Annotated in this window: 16 protein-coding genes, 1 tRNA gene and 1 pseudogene; 16 read left to right on the top strand and 2 right to left on the bottom strand. The window is 69.6% G+C overall.

Annotated features, from left to right (window positions below; genetic code table 11):
- Positions 1–32: 32 nt before the first annotated feature.
- From ACX114_RS12965 to ACX114_RS12900, 14 genes and pseudogenes are all read left to right on the top strand, one after another.
- The gene (locus tag ACX114_RS12965) at positions 33–512 is read left to right on the top strand and encodes a SixA phosphatase family protein (protein WP_459298019.1); all 480 of its coding nucleotides are present in this window, start codon (positions 33–35) and stop codon (positions 510–512) included.
- A gap of 166 nt (positions 513–678) precedes the next feature.
- On the top strand, positions 679–1074 hold the full coding sequence (locus ACX114_RS12960) for a hypothetical protein (protein ID WP_459298017.1): 396 nt from the start codon (positions 679–681) through the stop codon (positions 1072–1074).
- A gap of 298 nt (positions 1075–1372) precedes the next feature.
- Positions 1373–2063 (top strand): annotated as a pseudogene (locus ACX114_RS12955) (response regulator).
- A 107-nt stretch (positions 2064–2170) separates the two neighbouring features.
- Positions 2171–2995, top strand: a complete 825-nt coding sequence (locus ACX114_RS12950; protein WP_459298015.1) for a phosphate ABC transporter substrate-binding protein — start codon at positions 2171–2173, stop codon at positions 2993–2995.
- 58 nt (positions 2996–3053) lie between these two features.
- Positions 3054–4049 (top strand): phosphate ABC transporter permease subunit PstC, encoded by a 996-nt coding sequence (gene pstC / locus ACX114_RS12945; protein WP_459300150.1) that lies wholly within the window; start codon positions 3054–3056, stop codon positions 4047–4049.
- Entirely contained in the window at positions 4046–4957 is a 912-nt protein-coding gene (gene pstA / locus ACX114_RS12940; RefSeq protein WP_459298013.1) for a phosphate ABC transporter permease PstA, read from the top strand. The genes pstC and pstA overlap by 4 nt, the downstream gene beginning before the upstream one ends.
- Before the next feature lie 46 nt (positions 4958–5003).
- On the top strand, positions 5004–5747 hold the full coding sequence (pstB, locus tag ACX114_RS12935; protein WP_120618959.1) for a phosphate ABC transporter ATP-binding protein PstB: 744 nt from the start codon (positions 5004–5006) through the stop codon (positions 5745–5747).
- Positions 5748–5773: 26 nt separating this feature from the next.
- Complete coding sequence (gene phoU, locus ACX114_RS12930) at positions 5774–6457, top strand: phosphate signaling complex protein PhoU (protein ID WP_223743795.1); 684 nt, start codon at positions 5774–5776, stop codon at positions 6455–6457.
- Positions 6458–6544: 87 nt separating this feature from the next.
- Positions 6545–7732, top strand: a complete 1188-nt coding sequence (locus ACX114_RS12925; protein WP_459298010.1) for a ceramide glucosyltransferase — start codon at positions 6545–6547, stop codon at positions 7730–7732.
- 61 nt (positions 7733–7793) lie between these two features.
- Positions 7794–8645, top strand: coding sequence for a metallophosphoesterase family protein (locus ACX114_RS12920; protein WP_459298008.1), 852 nt, complete (start codon positions 7794–7796; stop codon positions 8643–8645).
- A 50-nt stretch (positions 8646–8695) separates the two neighbouring features.
- Positions 8696–9124 (top strand): response regulator, encoded by a 429-nt coding sequence (locus ACX114_RS12915; RefSeq protein WP_373692153.1) that lies wholly within the window; start codon positions 8696–8698, stop codon positions 9122–9124.
- A gap of 84 nt (positions 9125–9208) precedes the next feature.
- The gene (locus ACX114_RS12910) at positions 9209–10492 is read left to right on the top strand and encodes a hemolysin family protein (RefSeq protein WP_459300148.1); all 1284 of its coding nucleotides are present in this window, start codon (positions 9209–9211) and stop codon (positions 10490–10492) included.
- A 122-nt stretch (positions 10493–10614) separates the two neighbouring features.
- A complete protein-coding gene (locus ACX114_RS12905; RefSeq protein WP_459298006.1) occupies positions 10615–11712 on the top strand; it encodes a glycosyltransferase family 4 protein in 1098 nt (365 codons plus the stop codon).
- 64 nt (positions 11713–11776) lie between these two features.
- Positions 11777–12589 carry a DUF3626 domain-containing protein gene (locus tag ACX114_RS12900; protein ID WP_459298004.1) on the top strand — a complete coding sequence of 271 codons (813 nt, stop codon included), beginning with the start codon at positions 11777–11779 and terminating at the stop codon, positions 12587–12589.
- Between the two features lie 19 nt (positions 12590–12608).
- On the opposite strand, the gene ACX114_RS12895 is transcribed toward ACX114_RS12900, so the two are convergent.
- Positions 12609–12682, bottom strand: a tRNA-Arg gene (locus ACX114_RS12895).
- Between the two features lie 192 nt (positions 12683–12874).
- On the opposite strand from ACX114_RS12895, the gene ACX114_RS12890 reads away from it, so the two are divergent.
- A complete protein-coding gene (locus tag ACX114_RS12890; protein ID WP_459298002.1) occupies positions 12875–13411 on the top strand; it encodes a hypothetical protein in 537 nt (178 codons plus the stop codon).
- Positions 13412–13422: 11 nt separating this feature from the next.
- Here ACX114_RS12890 and ACX114_RS12885 read toward each other — a convergent pair whose 3' ends face one another.
- On the bottom strand, positions 13423–14586 hold the full coding sequence (locus ACX114_RS12885) for a lipase family alpha/beta hydrolase (RefSeq protein ID WP_459298000.1): 1164 nt from the start codon (positions 14584–14586) through the stop codon (positions 13423–13425).
- A gap of 178 nt (positions 14587–14764) precedes the next feature.
- Between ACX114_RS12885 and ACX114_RS12880 the strand changes: the two genes are divergently transcribed.
- Complete coding sequence (locus ACX114_RS12880) at positions 14765–15598, top strand: mechanosensitive ion channel family protein (protein WP_459297998.1); 834 nt, start codon at positions 14765–14767, stop codon at positions 15596–15598.
- The last annotated feature ends 328 nt before the right edge of the window (positions 15599–15926 follow it).

Below are 15926 nucleotides of genomic sequence, written 5' to 3'. Positions count from 1 at the left end.
CGCGGGCGCGAAACGCACTACAACGCGCGCCCATGGCCGAACGCGACCTGCCCCTCCTCCTCGTGCGCCACGCCGTGGCCGAGGACTCCCACGCCCTGGGCGACGAGGCCCGCGCCCTCACGCCCCAGGGCCGCGCCGCCTTCCGTCAGCACGCGAAGAAGCTCACGCGCCTCACGCCGCTCATGGGCATCATCACCAGCCCCCTGGTGCGCGCGGTGCAGACCGCGGAGCTGCTCGCGGACGCGCTCGGCCTGTCCCATGTGGAGGTCCACCCCGCGCTCGTCCCCATGAAGGGCGCGGCCCGCAACGTGCTCAAGCTCGCGCGTGACGTGGGCCCGGGCTGGGCGCTGGTGGGACACAACCCCTCGCTGGAGCGCGCCGCCGCGCTCGCGCTGGGCCATGCCCTGCCGGACAAGCTCCGCAAGGGCTGCGCCGTCGCCCTGCGCCCCGAAGGGCGCGTCTTCAGCCTGCAATGGATGGCGGCGCCGGGGCGGCCTCTGCGGCGCCCATGAGCCATCCTTACGGGTGACGGGCGTGTTTTTCCGGGGTTTGGTCCCATGCCGGAAGAGCCGTTGCATTAGGATGTTCGCGCTTCGGCGAATCATGCATGCACCCCACGTCACAGCCCTCGCGGTTCCCGGTGCCGGACACGGCCTGGAGAGAGCGCGCGCGTCGTTCGTGGCACGCGTGGGCCACCTGCTGAAGCTGAAGCTGATGGCCCTGCTCGTCATCGGGCTCGGGTTCCTGCCCGGGGTGATGGCGCTCGCGAAGCCCTTCACGCCCATCGTCCCCATGAGCCAGGGGCAGGGCAATCAGGGCCCCTTCGAGGAAGACCATCCCCGTGCCGACGTCGGCATCAAGGTCTTCGCGGAGAAGCACCGCCGTTCGGGCGGCCTGTTCATCGAACCGGTCCCCATCGAATGCGGCCTCGCCGCGTTCCTCGCCTCGCTCCGGCCCGCCCTGCGCGGCGTGGCCTCCATGGCCCCGCCTGACGCTCCGGATGCGCCAGGCATCGCGCTGCGCCGCAGACAATTGCCGCGCCGTGGTGCCCTGGACGAAGCAGCCGCCGTCTGACGTCCGCCGTCCCCCGCGCCCTCAAGCCCTTGAGAGCAGCGTGGACGCCGTCATGCGGGCGGTGCCCAACGAATGAACTGGCGGCGGCCACGGCGCGGATGCGCCAGGCCGTACGCCGAAGGTGGCCTCGCGCAGCCCGGGCGAGGACAAGCGGCGCGGACGGCCCCCGTCCCCCTTCTCTCCGGGGGCCCGTCCGCGCCCGTCGTATCCGCGCACACCGTTCCGTGACGGACGTGACGCACTTGTTGCCGGCGCGTCACGTAGGCGCGAAGCGATGCGCGCACAGTACGTGCCCGCCATGTCCCACGTACTCATCGTCGACGACGAGCGCGACCTTGCGGAGCTCATCGACTTCAACCTGCGCGGCGCGGGCTTCACCACCCGCGTGGCCTTCACCGGGGAGGCGGCGCTCACCGCCGCGCGCGAGCAGGACCCCGGACGTGGTGCTGCTGGACCTGATGCTGCCGGACCTGTCCGGCATCGAGGTCTGCCGCCACCTGCGCGCCAATCCCCGCCTGCGTGACGTGCTCATCGTCATGCTCACCGCGAAGAGCGAGGAGGCGGACCGCATCCGAGGCTTCGAGGTCGGCGCGGACGACTATGTCGTCAAGCCCTTCTCCGTGCGCGAGCTGGTGCTGCGGCTCAAGGCCATCCTCCGGCGCACGTCCTCGCCCCAGGAGGGCAGCCCGCCCCTGGCGCTGGGCCCCCTGCGCCTGGACGTCACCCAGCACCGCTTCTTCGTGGAGGAGAAGGAGACGCCCCTCACCGCGCTGGAGTTCCGCCTGCTGGAGTACCTCATGGCCCGGCTGGGCCGGGTGCAGACGCGTGAACAACTTCTGGAACAGGTCTGGGGCCTGTCCAGCGCCCTGGAGACGCGCACCATCGACACGCACGTGATGCGCCTGCGCGACAAGCTGGGCCCTGCCCGCGCCCTCCTGGAGACGGTGCGCGGCGTGGGCTACCGCATCGTGGATCCGGCGGCCGGGTAGCCAGGGGCTCCCTTCCGTTACCCATTTGTCACACGAGGGCCGTCAAACGGCCACATCGGGTCCATAGATCGTCACGCGACCTCGACCCTTCGGGGAGGAGACACCTCATGAAGAAGACTCTGCTCTCAAGCTTCGTCGCCTTCGGGCTCGCCGTCCTCCCGCTGACCGCCCAGGCAGGCACGGTGACGGTGAAGGGCTCGGACACCATGGTCATCCTCGCCCAGCGCTGGGCGGAGGCGTTCATGAAGAAGAACCCCGCCACCAAGATTCAAGTGACGGGCGGCGGCTCCGGCACGGGCCTGGCGGCCCTGCAGAACGGCACCACCGACATCGCCATGTCCAGCCGCGAGATCAAGAAGGCGGAGTCGGACGCGGTGAAGGCCAAGTACAAGGCCGCGCCCACCGCGCTGTCCGTGGCCAAGGACGGCGTCACCTTCTACGTCAACGAGACCAACAAGGTGGACGCGCTCTCCGCGGAGCAGCTCAAGGCCATCTATCTGGGCGACACGACGAACTGGAAGGACGTGGGCGGGCAGGACGCCCCCATCGTCCCGTACTCGCGTGAGAACTCCTCCGGCACCTATGTCTTCGTGAAGGACCACGTGCTGGGCGGCGAGGACTTCGCCCCGGAGGCGCAGACGCTCCCCGGCACGGCCGCGGTGGTCAACGCGGTGGCCAAGGAGAAGAACGGCATCGGCTACGGCGGCGCCGCGTACGGCAAGGGCATCAAGGAGCTGAAGGTGAAGAAGGGCAACGAGGCCTTCGCCCCCAGCGCGGAGAACGTGAAGAGCGGCAAGTACCCGCTGTCGCGCGACCTGTTCTTCTACCTGGGCAAGGCGCCCGCGGGCGAGGTGAAGGCCTTCATCGACTTCGCGCTGTCCCCCGAGGGCCAGGCCATCGTCACCCAGGTCGGATACTTCCCTGTGAAGTAGTTGGCGTCACGCGATTGTCACCCGGCGCGGGAGTCCCATGTTGGATAGACAGGCCGTCATGCAGGAGCAGGACCTCGCGCCCCCCGTGGCGCTGCCCATGCTGTCGCCCGCGGCACGCCGGCGCCAGCTGAAGGAGAAGGCCATCGCCGGCATCATCACGGCGGTGGCTTTCACGGGCATCGCCGCGCTGGTGCTCATCCTCGTCTTCGTGGCGAAAGAGGCCCTGACGCTCGTCACCGACGCGGCGGCCCGCGAGGAGGCCAGCTTCTCCAAGATGTTCCTCCCGCAGATGGTGCGGAAGGGAAAGCCGCTGGGCTACGTGTGGCAGCCGGTGTCCGGCGTGCCCAAGGTCAGCATGATCCCGCTCTTCATCGGCACGCTGAAGACGACGGCCGTGTCCATGCTGGTGGCCGTGCCCCTGGGCATCTTCGGCGCGCTGTTCGCCGCGGAGTTCGCCCCCCGCCGCCTGCGTGAAGTCCTCAAGCCCACCATCGAGCTGCTCGCCGGCATCCCGTCCGTGGTGCTGGGCTTCTTCGCCCTGATGGTCATGGCCTCCTTCCTCCAGGAGACGTTCGGCTTCACCTCCCGGCTCAACGCCGTGGTGGCGGGGCTGGGCCTGGCGCTGGCCATCGTGCCGGTCATCTTCACGGTGACCGAGGACGCGCTCACCGCCGTGCCGCGCAGCTACCGGGAGGCGTCCCTGGCGCTGGGCGCCACGCCCTGGGAGACCGCGTGGAAGGTGGTGCTCCCGGCCGCGGCCCCCGGCATCCTCGCCGCGTGCGTGCTGGGCTTCGGGCGCGCCATCGGTGAGACGATGATCGTCCTCATGGCCTCTGGCAACGCGGCCATCGTGTCCTGGAACCTGGGGGACTCCGTGCGTTCGCTGTCCGCCACCATCGCCGCGGAGATGGGCGAGGTGGTGGTGGGCAGCCCGCACTACGCGCTGCTCTTCTTCATCGGCGTGGAGCTGTTCCTCTTCACCTTCATCCTCAACCTGCTGGCGGGGATGTGGACGAAGAAGGTCATCCAGCGGCTCAAGGGAGGTGCGGGGTGAAGCACGCCACACGCAAGGTCGTGGGCCTGTCGCTCGTGTCCCTCACGGGGCTGGCCGCGGTCATCATGGTGGCCATGCTGGCCCTCATCCTCCTGGATGTCGTCCAGGGCGGCTGGAGCCACCTGTCCTGGCAGTTCCTCTCCCAGTCGCCCACGGACGGGATGATGGGCGGCGGCATCTTCCCCGCCCTCTTCGGCACCGCGGCGCTCACGCTGCTGATGACCCTGGCGGTGATGCCGGTGGGCGTGCTGACGGCGGTGTACCTGCACGAGTACGCGCCGCCCTCCAGCCTCCTGGCCCGCGCGGTGCGCGTGGCGGTGGCGAACCTGGCGGGCGTGCCCTCCATCGTGTTCGGCCTCTTCGGCCTGGGCTTCTTCATCCTCTTCGTGGGCAAGGGCCTGGACCACGCGCTGGGCTACGAGGAGCTGCACTGGGCCCAGCCGGGCATCCTCTGGGCGTCGCTCACGCTGGCGGTGCTCACCCTGCCCGTCGTCATCGTCTCCACGGAGGAGGCGCTGCGCGCCGTGCCCCAGGAGCAGCGCACCGCGAGCCTCGCGCTGGGGGCCACCCAGTCGCAGACGCTGGCGCGGGTGGTGCTGCCGGGCGCGCTGCCGGGCATCCTCACCGGCGCGGTGCTGGCCGTCTCCCGAGGCGCGGGGGAGGTGGCCCCCATCCTCTTCACCGGCGCGGCGTACTTCCTGCCGGACCTGCCCACGAGCCTGAACTCGCAGTTCATGCACCTGGGCTACCACACCTACGTGCTAGCCACGCAGTCGCCGGACGTGGAGGCCACCCGCCCGCTGCTCTATGCGACGGTGCTGGTGCTGCTGCTGCTCACCTTCGCCCTGAACCTGGTCGCGGTCCTCATCCGCACGCGCACGCGCCGCAAGGCCGCGGCCGGACACTGACGCTCTTCATCCCATGCCCCTCTCCTCCGCCACGCCGCGCAACAAGATGGAAGCCCGCGAGCTCACCCTGCGCTACGGCAGCAAGGTGGCCATCAAGCAGGTGAGCCTGGCCATCCCCGAGCACAAGGTGACGGCGCTCATCGGCCCGTCCGGCTGCGGCAAGTCCACCTTCCTGCGCTCGCTCAACCGGATGAACGACCTCATCCCGGGGGCCAGCCACGACGGCAGCGTGTTCCTGGACGGCCGCAGCATCCACGACCGCGCCCTGGACGTGGTGGACCTGCGCCGGCGCGTGGGCATGGTGTTCCAGAAGTCCAACCCCTTCCCCAAGTCCATCTTCGAGAACGTCGCCTACGGCCTGCGCGTGGGCGGCCTCAAGGACAAGGCGAAGCTCGCCGCGCGCGTGGAGAAGTCCCTGCGCGGCGCCGCGCTGTGGGACGAGGTGAAGGACCGGCTGGATGAGAGCGCCCTGGGCCTGTCCGGCGGCCAGCAGCAGCGCCTGTGCATCGCGCGCGCCCTGGCGGTGGAGCCGGAGGTGCTGCTGATGGACGAGCCCGCGTCCGCGCTGGACCCCATCGCCACGGCGAAGATCGAGGAGCTCATCCACGAGCTCAAGGCCACGTACACCATCGCCATCGTGACCCACAACATGCAGCAGGCCGCGCGCGTGAGCGACCGCACGGCTTTCTTCTACATGGGCGAATTGGTGGAGTGCGGCCCCACGGAGCAGATCTTCACCAACCCCCAAGAGAAGCGCACGGAGGACTACGTCACCGGGAAGTTCGGCTGAGCCCCCGGAAGGCGGAACAGGACGACATGGCGGCCACGCACACCGACAAGGCATTCGAGCAGGACCTGCGCAACCTGCGCGAGAAGCTGCTCGCCATGGGGGCCAAGGTGGAGGCCCTCATCTCGCAGAGCACCCGCGCCCTCACCGACCGCGACTCGGCGCTGGCGGAGCAGGTCGTGGGCGCCGACCGAGAGGTGAACCGGCTGGAGGTCGACATCGACGACCTGTGCCGCCGCATCCTCGCGCTGCGCCAGCCGGCCGCGTCCGACCTGCGCCTCATCACCACGGCGCTGAAGATCGTCACCGACCTGGAGCGCATTGGCGACCTGGCGGTGAACATCGCCGAGCGCGCCATGGACCTGAACCAGGTGCCGCCCCTGGCGCCCTACGTGGACACGCCGAAGCTGGCGGAATTGGCGCAGCAGCAGGTGAAGAAGGCCCTGGACGCGTTCGTGTCCGGAGACGCGGCCAAGGCGGAGGACGTCCTCAAGGGGGATGACCTGCTGGATGCCCTCTTCCTCAAGATCTTCAACGAGCTGCTGGCGTACATGATGGAGGACTCGCGCAACATCCGCCGGGCCACGGCGTTGATGTTCATCGCGAAGCACCTGGAGCGCATTGGCGACCACGCGCTCAACGTGGCGGAGATGGTCATCTACATGGTGCGCGGCAAGGACGTGCGCCACCCGCGCAGCCGCGACCTGGAGTAGGCGGCTTCACCGGGGTGTCACGGCGAGTTGGCCGTCCCGCCGCCCCGCCGCCCCGGTCCCGCCTTGTGAGGCTTCTAGGGTGGCGACATGCTCATCGCCTCCAGCCTCCTCCTGGCCGCGTCCGCAGTGGGCCTCGTCGCCCTCCTCCTCCAGGCGCTGTTCGTGCGCCGCCACCGCCGCACCGTCCCCCAAGCCCCCACGCACCAGCCCGGCCTGTCCATCCTCAAGCCGCTGTGTGGCGTGGATGACGACCTGGAAGCGAACCTGGCCCAGTTCGCGCGGCTGCCCTACCCCCACTACGAGGTGCTGCTGGGCGTGAAGGACGCACGGGACCCGGCCTGGGCCGTGGCGCGGGCCGCGCAGGCGAAGTGGCCCCACGTCATGCGCGTGGTGCTCCAGGAGGGCGAGCCCGGCCTCAACCCCAAGGTGAACCAGCTGGTGACGCTGTCGTCCGAGGTCCGCTTCGACCTGTGGGTGGTGAGCGACAGCAACACCCGCGTGGGGGACAACTACCTGGAGGAGATCGCCGCGGCCTTCGAGGACCCCACGGTGGGCTGCGTCACGCACCCGGTGGCGGGACTGGGTGAGAAGACCTTCGGTTCGCTCCTGGACAACCTGCACCTGTCCTCCAGCGCGGCGGCGGGGATGATCGCCGCGAAGCACGTGGCGGACCGGGACATCGTGGTGGGCAAGTCCATGGCGCTGCGCCGCGAGGACGTGGAGGCGCTGGGCGGCTTCTTCTCCGTGAAGGACGTGCTGGCGGAGGACTACGTCATCGGCCAGTGGGTGACGCGCAAGCTGGGCAAGCGCGTGGTGCTGGCGCACGCCCCTGTCTTCAACGTGTCCCTTCGCAAGAGCGTGGACGCCTTCTTCCAGCGCTACCTGCGCTGGAGCGTCATCCACCGCACAGCGGTATCGCCTTCGACGTACGTGGCGCAGGCGCTCCTCAACCCGGTTCCGCTCGCGGTGCTGGGCGCGTTGATCCACCCGTCCGCGCTCACGGGGCTGGCGGCGCTGGCGGTGGTGCTGGGCAAGGTCTGGGTGGACGTGGCGGTGTTCCGCTCGCTGCGGCCCCAGCCGGTGTCCTGGCGCGCCGCGCCCGCGGTGCTGGTGAAGGACGCGCTGCTCTTCGCCGCGTGGTGGCACGGAGCGTTCCGGCGCACGGTGGACTGGCGCGGCACGCGTTTGCGCGTGGTGTCAGGCACGCGCCTGGTGCCGATGCGCGCTCGTGGCACTCCCGCGACGGAGTGGATCCCCAGCAACGGGGTGGGGTGAACGACGCTGGCCCAACTTTTGACGAACCTTCGTACAGCAACCCTCGCCGCTCGAAGAACCGATGCCTATCTCCTTCAGCATGCCCTCCCTGAAGCTGGCGCATCTTTCGGATCTTCACCTGGACATGAGCCGCGAGAGCGACGCGTCGGCGTCGTCCTTGGTGAAGGCCCTGGCGGCGCAGGAGGTGGATCATGTGGTGGTGACGGGAGACCTCACGCACCGCGGATCCCACGCCGAGTTCCAGCGCTTCCGTGAACACTTCTCTCCCTGGATGGAGACCGGACGCCTCACCTTCATCCCCGGCAACCATGACCGGCCCGGCGAGGATGTGGGCAGCGGGTTCATGGAGGGTCGCAAGGTCCACACGGTGGAGAAGGCGGGCCTCTTCCTGGTCTGCGTGGACTCCACCGGTGAGCACAACCGCAACTATTTCCACAGCCATGGCGAACTGACGGAAGGCGTCGTGGACGAAGTGGACCGCGCGCTGGAGCACGCACCGAAGGACGCGCTGGTCGCGGTGCTGCTGCACCACCACGTGATGCCGCTGCCGCTGGAGAGCTTCCCGGAGTGGATCGCCACGAAGTTCGGACTGCCCCACGCGTCGGAGCTCGCGTTGGGAAGCCGACTGCTGGAGCGCGTGGGCGGCCGGGCCGACCTGGTGCTGCACGGCCACCGGCACATCCCCAGCGAAGCGGACCTGGGCACCCCGGGCGAACGCTCCTTGCGCGTCTACAACTCGGGCAGCAGCACGGACCTGGGCCGCTTCCGCGTCTTCAGCCACATGGCTGGCCGGCTGGTGGGCGAGCCCGCGTGGTGCCAGGCGTCGGAGCCGGCGAAGCCGCGCACGGCGGTCCACAACGTCAGGCCTGCCCTCCAGTACCTGGTGGGCCAGCTGGGCATGGCGCTGTTCTAGGGCCTGCCTGGCTGCCTGCTGGAGCCTGTCCCTGAGTACATGTCCCGCGAATGCCAGCGGGTCCCCGGAAGGTTCTCCCCAGGTCAGGAGGATGCTTGGGGAGACTCGCGCTGGATGATGGGGCTCGGAAGGTCCTGGTCGTGGACGACGACGCGGACTGGAGGGAGTTCCTCCGGGTGAGCCTGGAGGACCTCGGCTATGAGACGACCGAGGCAGCGGACGGACAGGAGGCGCTCGACTCGCTCAAGCGGGGCGAGCGCTTCGGGGTCATGCTGCTGGACCTGAACATGCCGGGGATGAGCGGCCTGGAGGTGGTGGAGAAGCTGCCTCGCGCGGCCACCAACCCGCGCATCGTCTTCCTCACCTCCGCGGCGGCGCAGGATGTGGGTAGCGCACTCATGTCCGGTCCCCACTACTACCTGCCCAAGGGAGCGAGTCGCGACCAATTGTCGCTCCTCCTGCAATCGCTGGGGGTGTAGGACGGGAGGCGTCACCCGCCGCCATGAGGCGGGGTGGGTCCAGCCGGGAGGTCCGCCATCGTCACGGAGCTCGTCATCATCCTCTTGCTGGTCCTGGCCAATGGCGTCTTCGCGGGCGCCGAGCTGGGACTGCTGTCCGTGCGCAAGACGCGGCTGAAGGAGCTGCTGGATCAGGGCAGCAAGTCCGCGAAGGCGGTGGCGGCGCTGCGGGATGATCCGGAGCGGCTGCTCGCCACGGTGCAGATTGGCATCACGGTGATTGGCTCCACGGCGGCGGCCTTCGGCGGCGCGAGCATCGCGCAGCGGCTTTCCGGGGTGCTGGCCGGAATGGGCGTGCCGGAGGCCACGGCGAGCCAGGTGGCGTTCGCGCTGGTGGTCGCGCTGGTGTCGTACCTGTCGCTGGTGCTGGGAGAGCTGGTGCCCAAGTCCCTGGCGCTGCGCTTCTCCGAGCAGTACGCGCTGACCCTGGGCCGGCCGCTCAAGGCATTGGCGTGGGTGATGCGGCCCCTGGTGTGGTTCCTCACCGCGAGCTCCAACGTGGTGCTGAAGCTCTTCGGGGACAAGACGAACTTCTCCGAGTCGCGCCTGTCTCCCGATGAGTTGATGCAGCTGGTGGAGGAGGCGTCGAAGCAGGGCACGTTGGATCCGCGCGCGGGGGAGATTGCGTCGCGAGCCTTCGAGCTGGGGGATTTGACGCTGGGCGAGGTGATGGTGACGCGCGAGCACATCGTCGCGTTGCGCCGGCACGCCAGCAACGAGGAGATCCGCCAGGTGCTGCTGGAGCACGGGCACTCACGGATGCCGGTGTACGAGGGCACCATCGACAACGTGGTGGGCTACATCGTGGCCAAGGACCTGCTGGGCGTGGCCTGGGAGGGCCACCTCATCGTGCTGGAGGACGTGCTGCGCCCACCGCTGTTCCTGGTGGAGTCCATGCGCGCCATCGCGGCGATGAAGGAGCTACAGCGCCGGCGGATGCAGTTGGCCGTGGTGGTGGATGAGCACGGCGGCGTGGTGGGGCTGGTGACGGTGGAGGACCTGGTGGAGGAGCTCGTGGGGGACATCCTCAGCGAGTCCGAGACACCAGAGGTGCTGGTGCGGCGCGAGGGCCCCACCGTCGCGGTGGTGCAGGGCGAGGCGAGCCTGCGCGAGGTGAACCGCGCGCTGGGGCTGGAGCTGGAGGAGAGCGAGGACTACTCCACCGTCGCGGGCCTGTGCATCGCGCTCGCGGGAGGCGCCATCCCGGAGCCGGGCACGAAGCTGTCCATGCCGGACGGCACGGTGCTGGAGGTGCTGGAGGCGTCACCGCGCCGCGTGCACGAGGTGCGCTTCCACCTGCCGGAGCAGCCCGTGCAGCCGGAGGCGTGACGTCAGGGACTACCTCCTCCGTGTGAATCCAGACGCGCACCCCGCCAGGCTATTGGTGATGACGCACCGGGTCGTTATAACCCCGGATGGGACACCCCGGCCCCGGGAGGATTGCGCAGCGGATGTCGTCATCGCCCCCACGCATCGCGTTCGCCATCGAGACGACGCTCGGCAACGCGGTGTTCCTGGACAACCTCAAGCGCGCAATGGCGCGGCGCAACGACATCGTCCCGGTGTGGCTGCCCATCGACGAGCACGCGGATGACGTCTGGGAGCAGCTGCCGCTGGTGCGCTCGCGGCTGTCGGTGCGCGGAGGGCTGCGGGCACGCAGCGCGCTGAACCAGGCCTCCGCGCGGGAGCCGGTGCGGGCCGCGGTGGTGCACACGCAGCGGCTGGCGCACCTGGCGCACGACTTCATGCGCCGCGTGCCCAGCGTCATCTCCACGGACGCCACGCCGAGCGGGCTGGAGGACTACCTGCGCTACTACGGCCTGCGCACGCAGCACGGGGGCTGGGTGGGCCGGGCGAAGAACGCGCTGCACCGGCGCACGTACGCCATCGCGAAGGGGATGCTGTCCTTCTCGCGGTTCACCAAGCGCTCGCTGGTGGAGGAGTACGGCGTGCCCGACGAGAGCGTGCACGTCGTCTGGCCCAGCGTGGACACGGCGCTGTGGCGGCCCGCGCCGGAGAAGAAGCCCCGGGACGGCGTGGTGCGGCTGCTCTTCGTGGGAGGCGACCTGGGGCGCAAGGGCGGCAAGCTGCTCCTGCGCTGGGCGCGGGAGACGCGGCGTAGGGGCTGGCACCTGGACCTGGTGACGTCCACGCCCTTCGAAGCGCCGCCGGGGGTGCGCGTCCACGTGGGCGTGCAGCCGAACTCACCGGAGCTGATTGGCCTGGCGCAGGCGGCGGACCTCTTCGTGCTGCCGACGATGGCGGACATGTCGTCCTGGGCCATCGCGGAAGCCAAGGCCGCGGGCCTGGCGGTGGTGTCGACGCCCGCGGGCGGCGTGGGCGAGCTGGTGCGCGACGGCGTGGACGGGCGCATCGTGCCGGTGGGCGACTACGCGGCGCTGGCGAACACGCTGGACACGCTGGTGCAGCACCCGGAGACGCTCGCGGCCATGGGGAGCGAGTCGCGCCGCATGGCCGAGGCGCACATGGACCTGGACACGACGTGTTCGCGGATGCTCGCGTTCATCCGCCAGGTGACGGGCGTCTGAGCCGGCCATGCGCTCGCGTCATCCCGCCCTGGAGCATGTCCACCAACAGGCCCGGGGCGGCCCCATGGATCGCCGGCTTCGGGTCACCCTGCACTTCCACCCGGATGTCCTCTTCGAGGGAGCCGGCATCCTGACCGCGATGCGGCGTGACGGCCGGTACCGCTCCCAGTTCGAGACGCGCACGAGCAACGGCGGGCTCACGGCGTTTCCCGACGGAGCCCGCTGGCGGTGGGAGAGCCGTCTCTTCAATGGCTTCTACGACGCGCGCCACGGCAGCGAGCGCCCCAAGTACGGCTCGCTGAACTTCCGCGGCGATGCTTACGGCGGTTCACCCCGCTTCGGCTCCAGCTACTTCCGGCTGACGGAGGCGGCGCTGGACCGCTCCAGCTTCTGCTTCCCGGACAGCGTCTTCGAGCCCACGTCCTTCGGGACCTCCGAGCGGATGGCGCTGATTGGCCTGGCGGAGGCCACGCCGTTCGAGGATCCGCTGGACGGCTACGTCGAGGCCCACGTCCATGGCGACCTCCGGATTCCAGAGGACATCGAGGCCCTGGTGCTCGACCCCAGCTACGAGGGGACCCTCATCGAGGACGAAGCGCGCGCGCTGGGCGTCCGCGTGGAGTGGCATCCGGGCTACGCCGTCACGCTGGATGAGCTGCGGCCTCACACGAGCTACCGGGGTGACGACATCCTCCGGCTCGCGGAGCAGCTCGCGGACGATGAACGCCTCACACCGTTCATTCTTGGACGGGCACGCGCGGACGCGTCGGTCGATCCCCAGGCCCTCAAGAAGGTCTGGCATTGCCTGGCCCGCTTCGGACGGAGCTGGGAGGGGCCCAAAGGCAAAGGCCCGGAACCCCTGGGATTTCCCCAGTGATTCCGGGCCCTTACGTCTGCGCGCGATGCAGGATTCGAACCTGCGGCCTTTGGCTCCGGAGGCCAACGCTCTATCCAGCTGAGCTAATCGCGCAGAACCGCTTTCCGGTGTGGGAGGAGTAACCGAAGTCCCCAGACGACGCAAGCACGCAATCCTGACCTGCCATGGACTAGACCCGGCGACATGAACCGCGCTCCCCTGCTATCCGCCTGTCTCCTCGTCGCCTGCCTGGCCTGCACGGAGTCACCCCGGACGCCCGCGGCGTCCCCCGCCCCGAGCCCGACCATGCCCACCCCGCCCAAGCCCGCCCCTCCCCCTGCCCCGCCTGCCGCCAAGCCGAGCGCCCCGGCTGCGGCGTCGTGCTCGGCGAGCCGGCTGAGCCCCATCCCCAAGCCCACCGCCACGCCCCTGCCGCCGGCCGTGGCGTCCATGCGCGAGCGCATCATCAAGGCCGCCGTGGCGTGCGACTACGCGGGGCTCCAGAAGCTGGGGGACGAGAAGGGCAAGAGCGTGCGCTTCTCCTACGACCCCGACCAGGACATGGCCACCACCTGGCGCATCCAGGAGGAGTGGAAGGACAGCCCGCAGCCGGTGCTGGCGCGGCTGGTCCACGTCCTCAACCTCCCCTTCTACCAGGAGGGCAACCTCTACTGGTGGCCCACCGCCTTCCGTGAAGGCGCCACCGACGCGGACTTCGCGCTGCTCAAGGGCATCTACCCGGACGAGATGATCACCGACATGCGCAAGGAGAAGAGCTACATCGGCATGCGCGTGGGCATCTCCGTGGACGGCGACTGGCAGGCCGCCATCCAGGGCGACTGAGCCGCCCCGCTTCAGTCGCCGGTGACGAAGCGCGCGACGGCCTCCTGGACCTCCTCGTCGCCCATCATCCCCACGTGGTCCGCCTGCGTTTCCAGCCGGTCCACGTGGAGCGGCTGCGGCGGCAGGGCCCGCGTCGTCAGGACCGAACCATCTCCGTCCGCGAGCACCGGGTCCTCGAACGTGGGCTTCCCGTTGATGATCCGGAACGACTTGATCAACGGATGCCCCACGCCCACCACCGCCAGCGTGCGGAAGGGCGGCGGCGGCCCATCGTTCTCGGAGAGCGCCCGCGCCAGCTCCGAGCGCGCCGCCAGCATGCGCTCCAGCCACTGGCGATACGCGGGCAGCTTCTGCACCGCCGGATCCTGGAACACGCCCCACCCGCCGTCGACCCACGCGTCCGGCCGGTAGGCATCGAACGTCACCAGCTGGCCGCTCGCGTCCACGAAGAAGTCGCTCTCCGCGGGCAGCAGTTGGAACGCGGACGCGAAGGTGAAGAGCGCCTCCGGTGACAGCAGCGCCCGGTTGCGCCCCACCGGCGTGCCCAGGGTGAAGTCGTCGAACATGCCCGGCGCGCCCCGGAACGGCGTGCCCAGGAACACCACGCGCTTCACGTGCCGCGCCCCCGCCCACGTGGGCTCGCCCGTGTCGTCGCCCGTGCCGTAGCGCAGGCAGTGCAGCGTGACGAGCCCGCCCATGCTGTGGGCCACCAGGTTCACCTTCACCCGGCCGCCGCGCGCCTCCGCGAGCGAATCCAGCAGCGCGCACAGCTGCTTCGCCGTCACGCGGTTGTCCTGCCGCCAGTCGTAGTCGAAGACGACGAAGCCCGGCAGCCGCTCGCGCGCGAACTCCAGGAAGCCCTTGTAGATGTCGTAGCGCGCCACCCACGGCAGCACCGTGAAGCGCGTCATCGGGCCGTCGACCTCCAGGGGCCCGAAGCCCGGCATCGCCCGCTGACCGGGAAACGGCAGCGCCAGCGAACGCTCCCCGCGCGTCAGCACGTCGCCCACGGACACCCAGGTCCGCTCGCGCTCGCCGTCCGCCGTCGTGAGGAACGACCCGCGGTACCCATGGATGAAGACCGTCACCTCCTCGCCCGTGGCTGGAGGCACCGCGACGCGCGAGGCCGTGCAGGCGCTCAGCAACAACGAGACCGTGACCGGGAAGAGACGCATGGGCCGCAACGTCCGCCGGGAGGCCTCTCCACGCAAGGCCCGGGCACCACGACCCCGGGCGGGTCAGGACTGCCCTCCCGGACAGGTGTGGATTCAAGGCAACCCGACTTGCATGTCCCGGCCGGTCCCGTGCAAAAGGCACGGCGCACACGCGGTCCGGGTCAAGGGAGTTCGAGTCATGGATGAAGTCATCGTTCAATTGAAGTCAATGGCCCTGACCGAAGCGCTCCCGCTGCTGCTCAAGGTCATCGGGGCGCTGTTCATCTGGTTCATTGGGCGGACGGTCATCGCCGGCTTCCGCAAGGTGCTGGACATGGGCCTGCAGCGGCGGCAGCTGGACGCCACGCTGATCCGCTACGTCGGCTCGCTGTTCACCGGCACGCTCACGCTGATGCTCATCGTCGGCATCCTGGGGCTGATGGGCGTGGAGACCACGTCCTTCGCCGCGCTGATCGCCGCCGCGGGTATCGCCATCGGCGCGGCCTGGTCCGGGCTGCTGGCCAACTTCGCCGCGGGCATCTTCCTGCTGGTGCTGCGCCCCTTCCGCGTGGGCGAGGAGATCGAAGCCGGCGGCGTCGTGGGCGTCGTCCAGGAGATCGGCCTGTTCGTCACCACGCTCGACACGTCGGACAACGTGCGGATCGCCGTGGGCAACAACCAGATGTTCAGCGACAACATCATCAACTACAGCCACCATCCGTACCGCAAGATGACGGTCAAGGTGCCGCTGATGCACGGCGTGGACGTGCGGGTGCTTCAGCAGGCGCTGGTGGATCGCATGGCTTCGGTGAAGGGCGTCCAGGAGAAGCCCGTGCCGCAGGTGGAGATCGCGGAGTTCACGCTCCAGGGGCCCGTCCTGGCCGTGTGCATCTTCTGCAAGCCCACCGAGTACAACGACACGCAGGCCAACGTGAGCGACGCCATCGCGGAGATCCTCCTGGTCGCGGGCTACACCGTGCCCACGCCGGCCATGCTGGTCGCGCCGCCGCCGCCGCTGGCGAGGGCGGGCTGAAACGCAGTCAGTGACGGGTGGAGGGCAGGCCCGCGTCCGGCCTGCTCTCCCTCCAGGCGGGGGGACGACCCCGCGAGCAGGTTCCCCTCTGAGCGACACCGTGAGTCCTTCCGGTGGCCTGTTCGGGGATCCCAAGTCTTCCTCTAGATACGCGAATTCACTCGGACTTCCGGGTGGGCGCCCCCATGACAGCTCGGCTGCCCACGGAATACTGTGGTCAGTGTGGATTTGACCCACCCTCTGCTTCCCGAGAGAGAGCAGCGCAGGGGGGCAATCCAGAATCATCAGCAGGCCTGACTTTTCGCGAATGCCACTGCCCCGAGTGGCG

The sequence above is a fragment of the Corallococcus sp. M7 genome, assembly GCF_054512695.1.
Note: the sequence above shows the minus strand (reverse complement) of the source record. Positions and strands in the feature narration are given on the sequence as shown.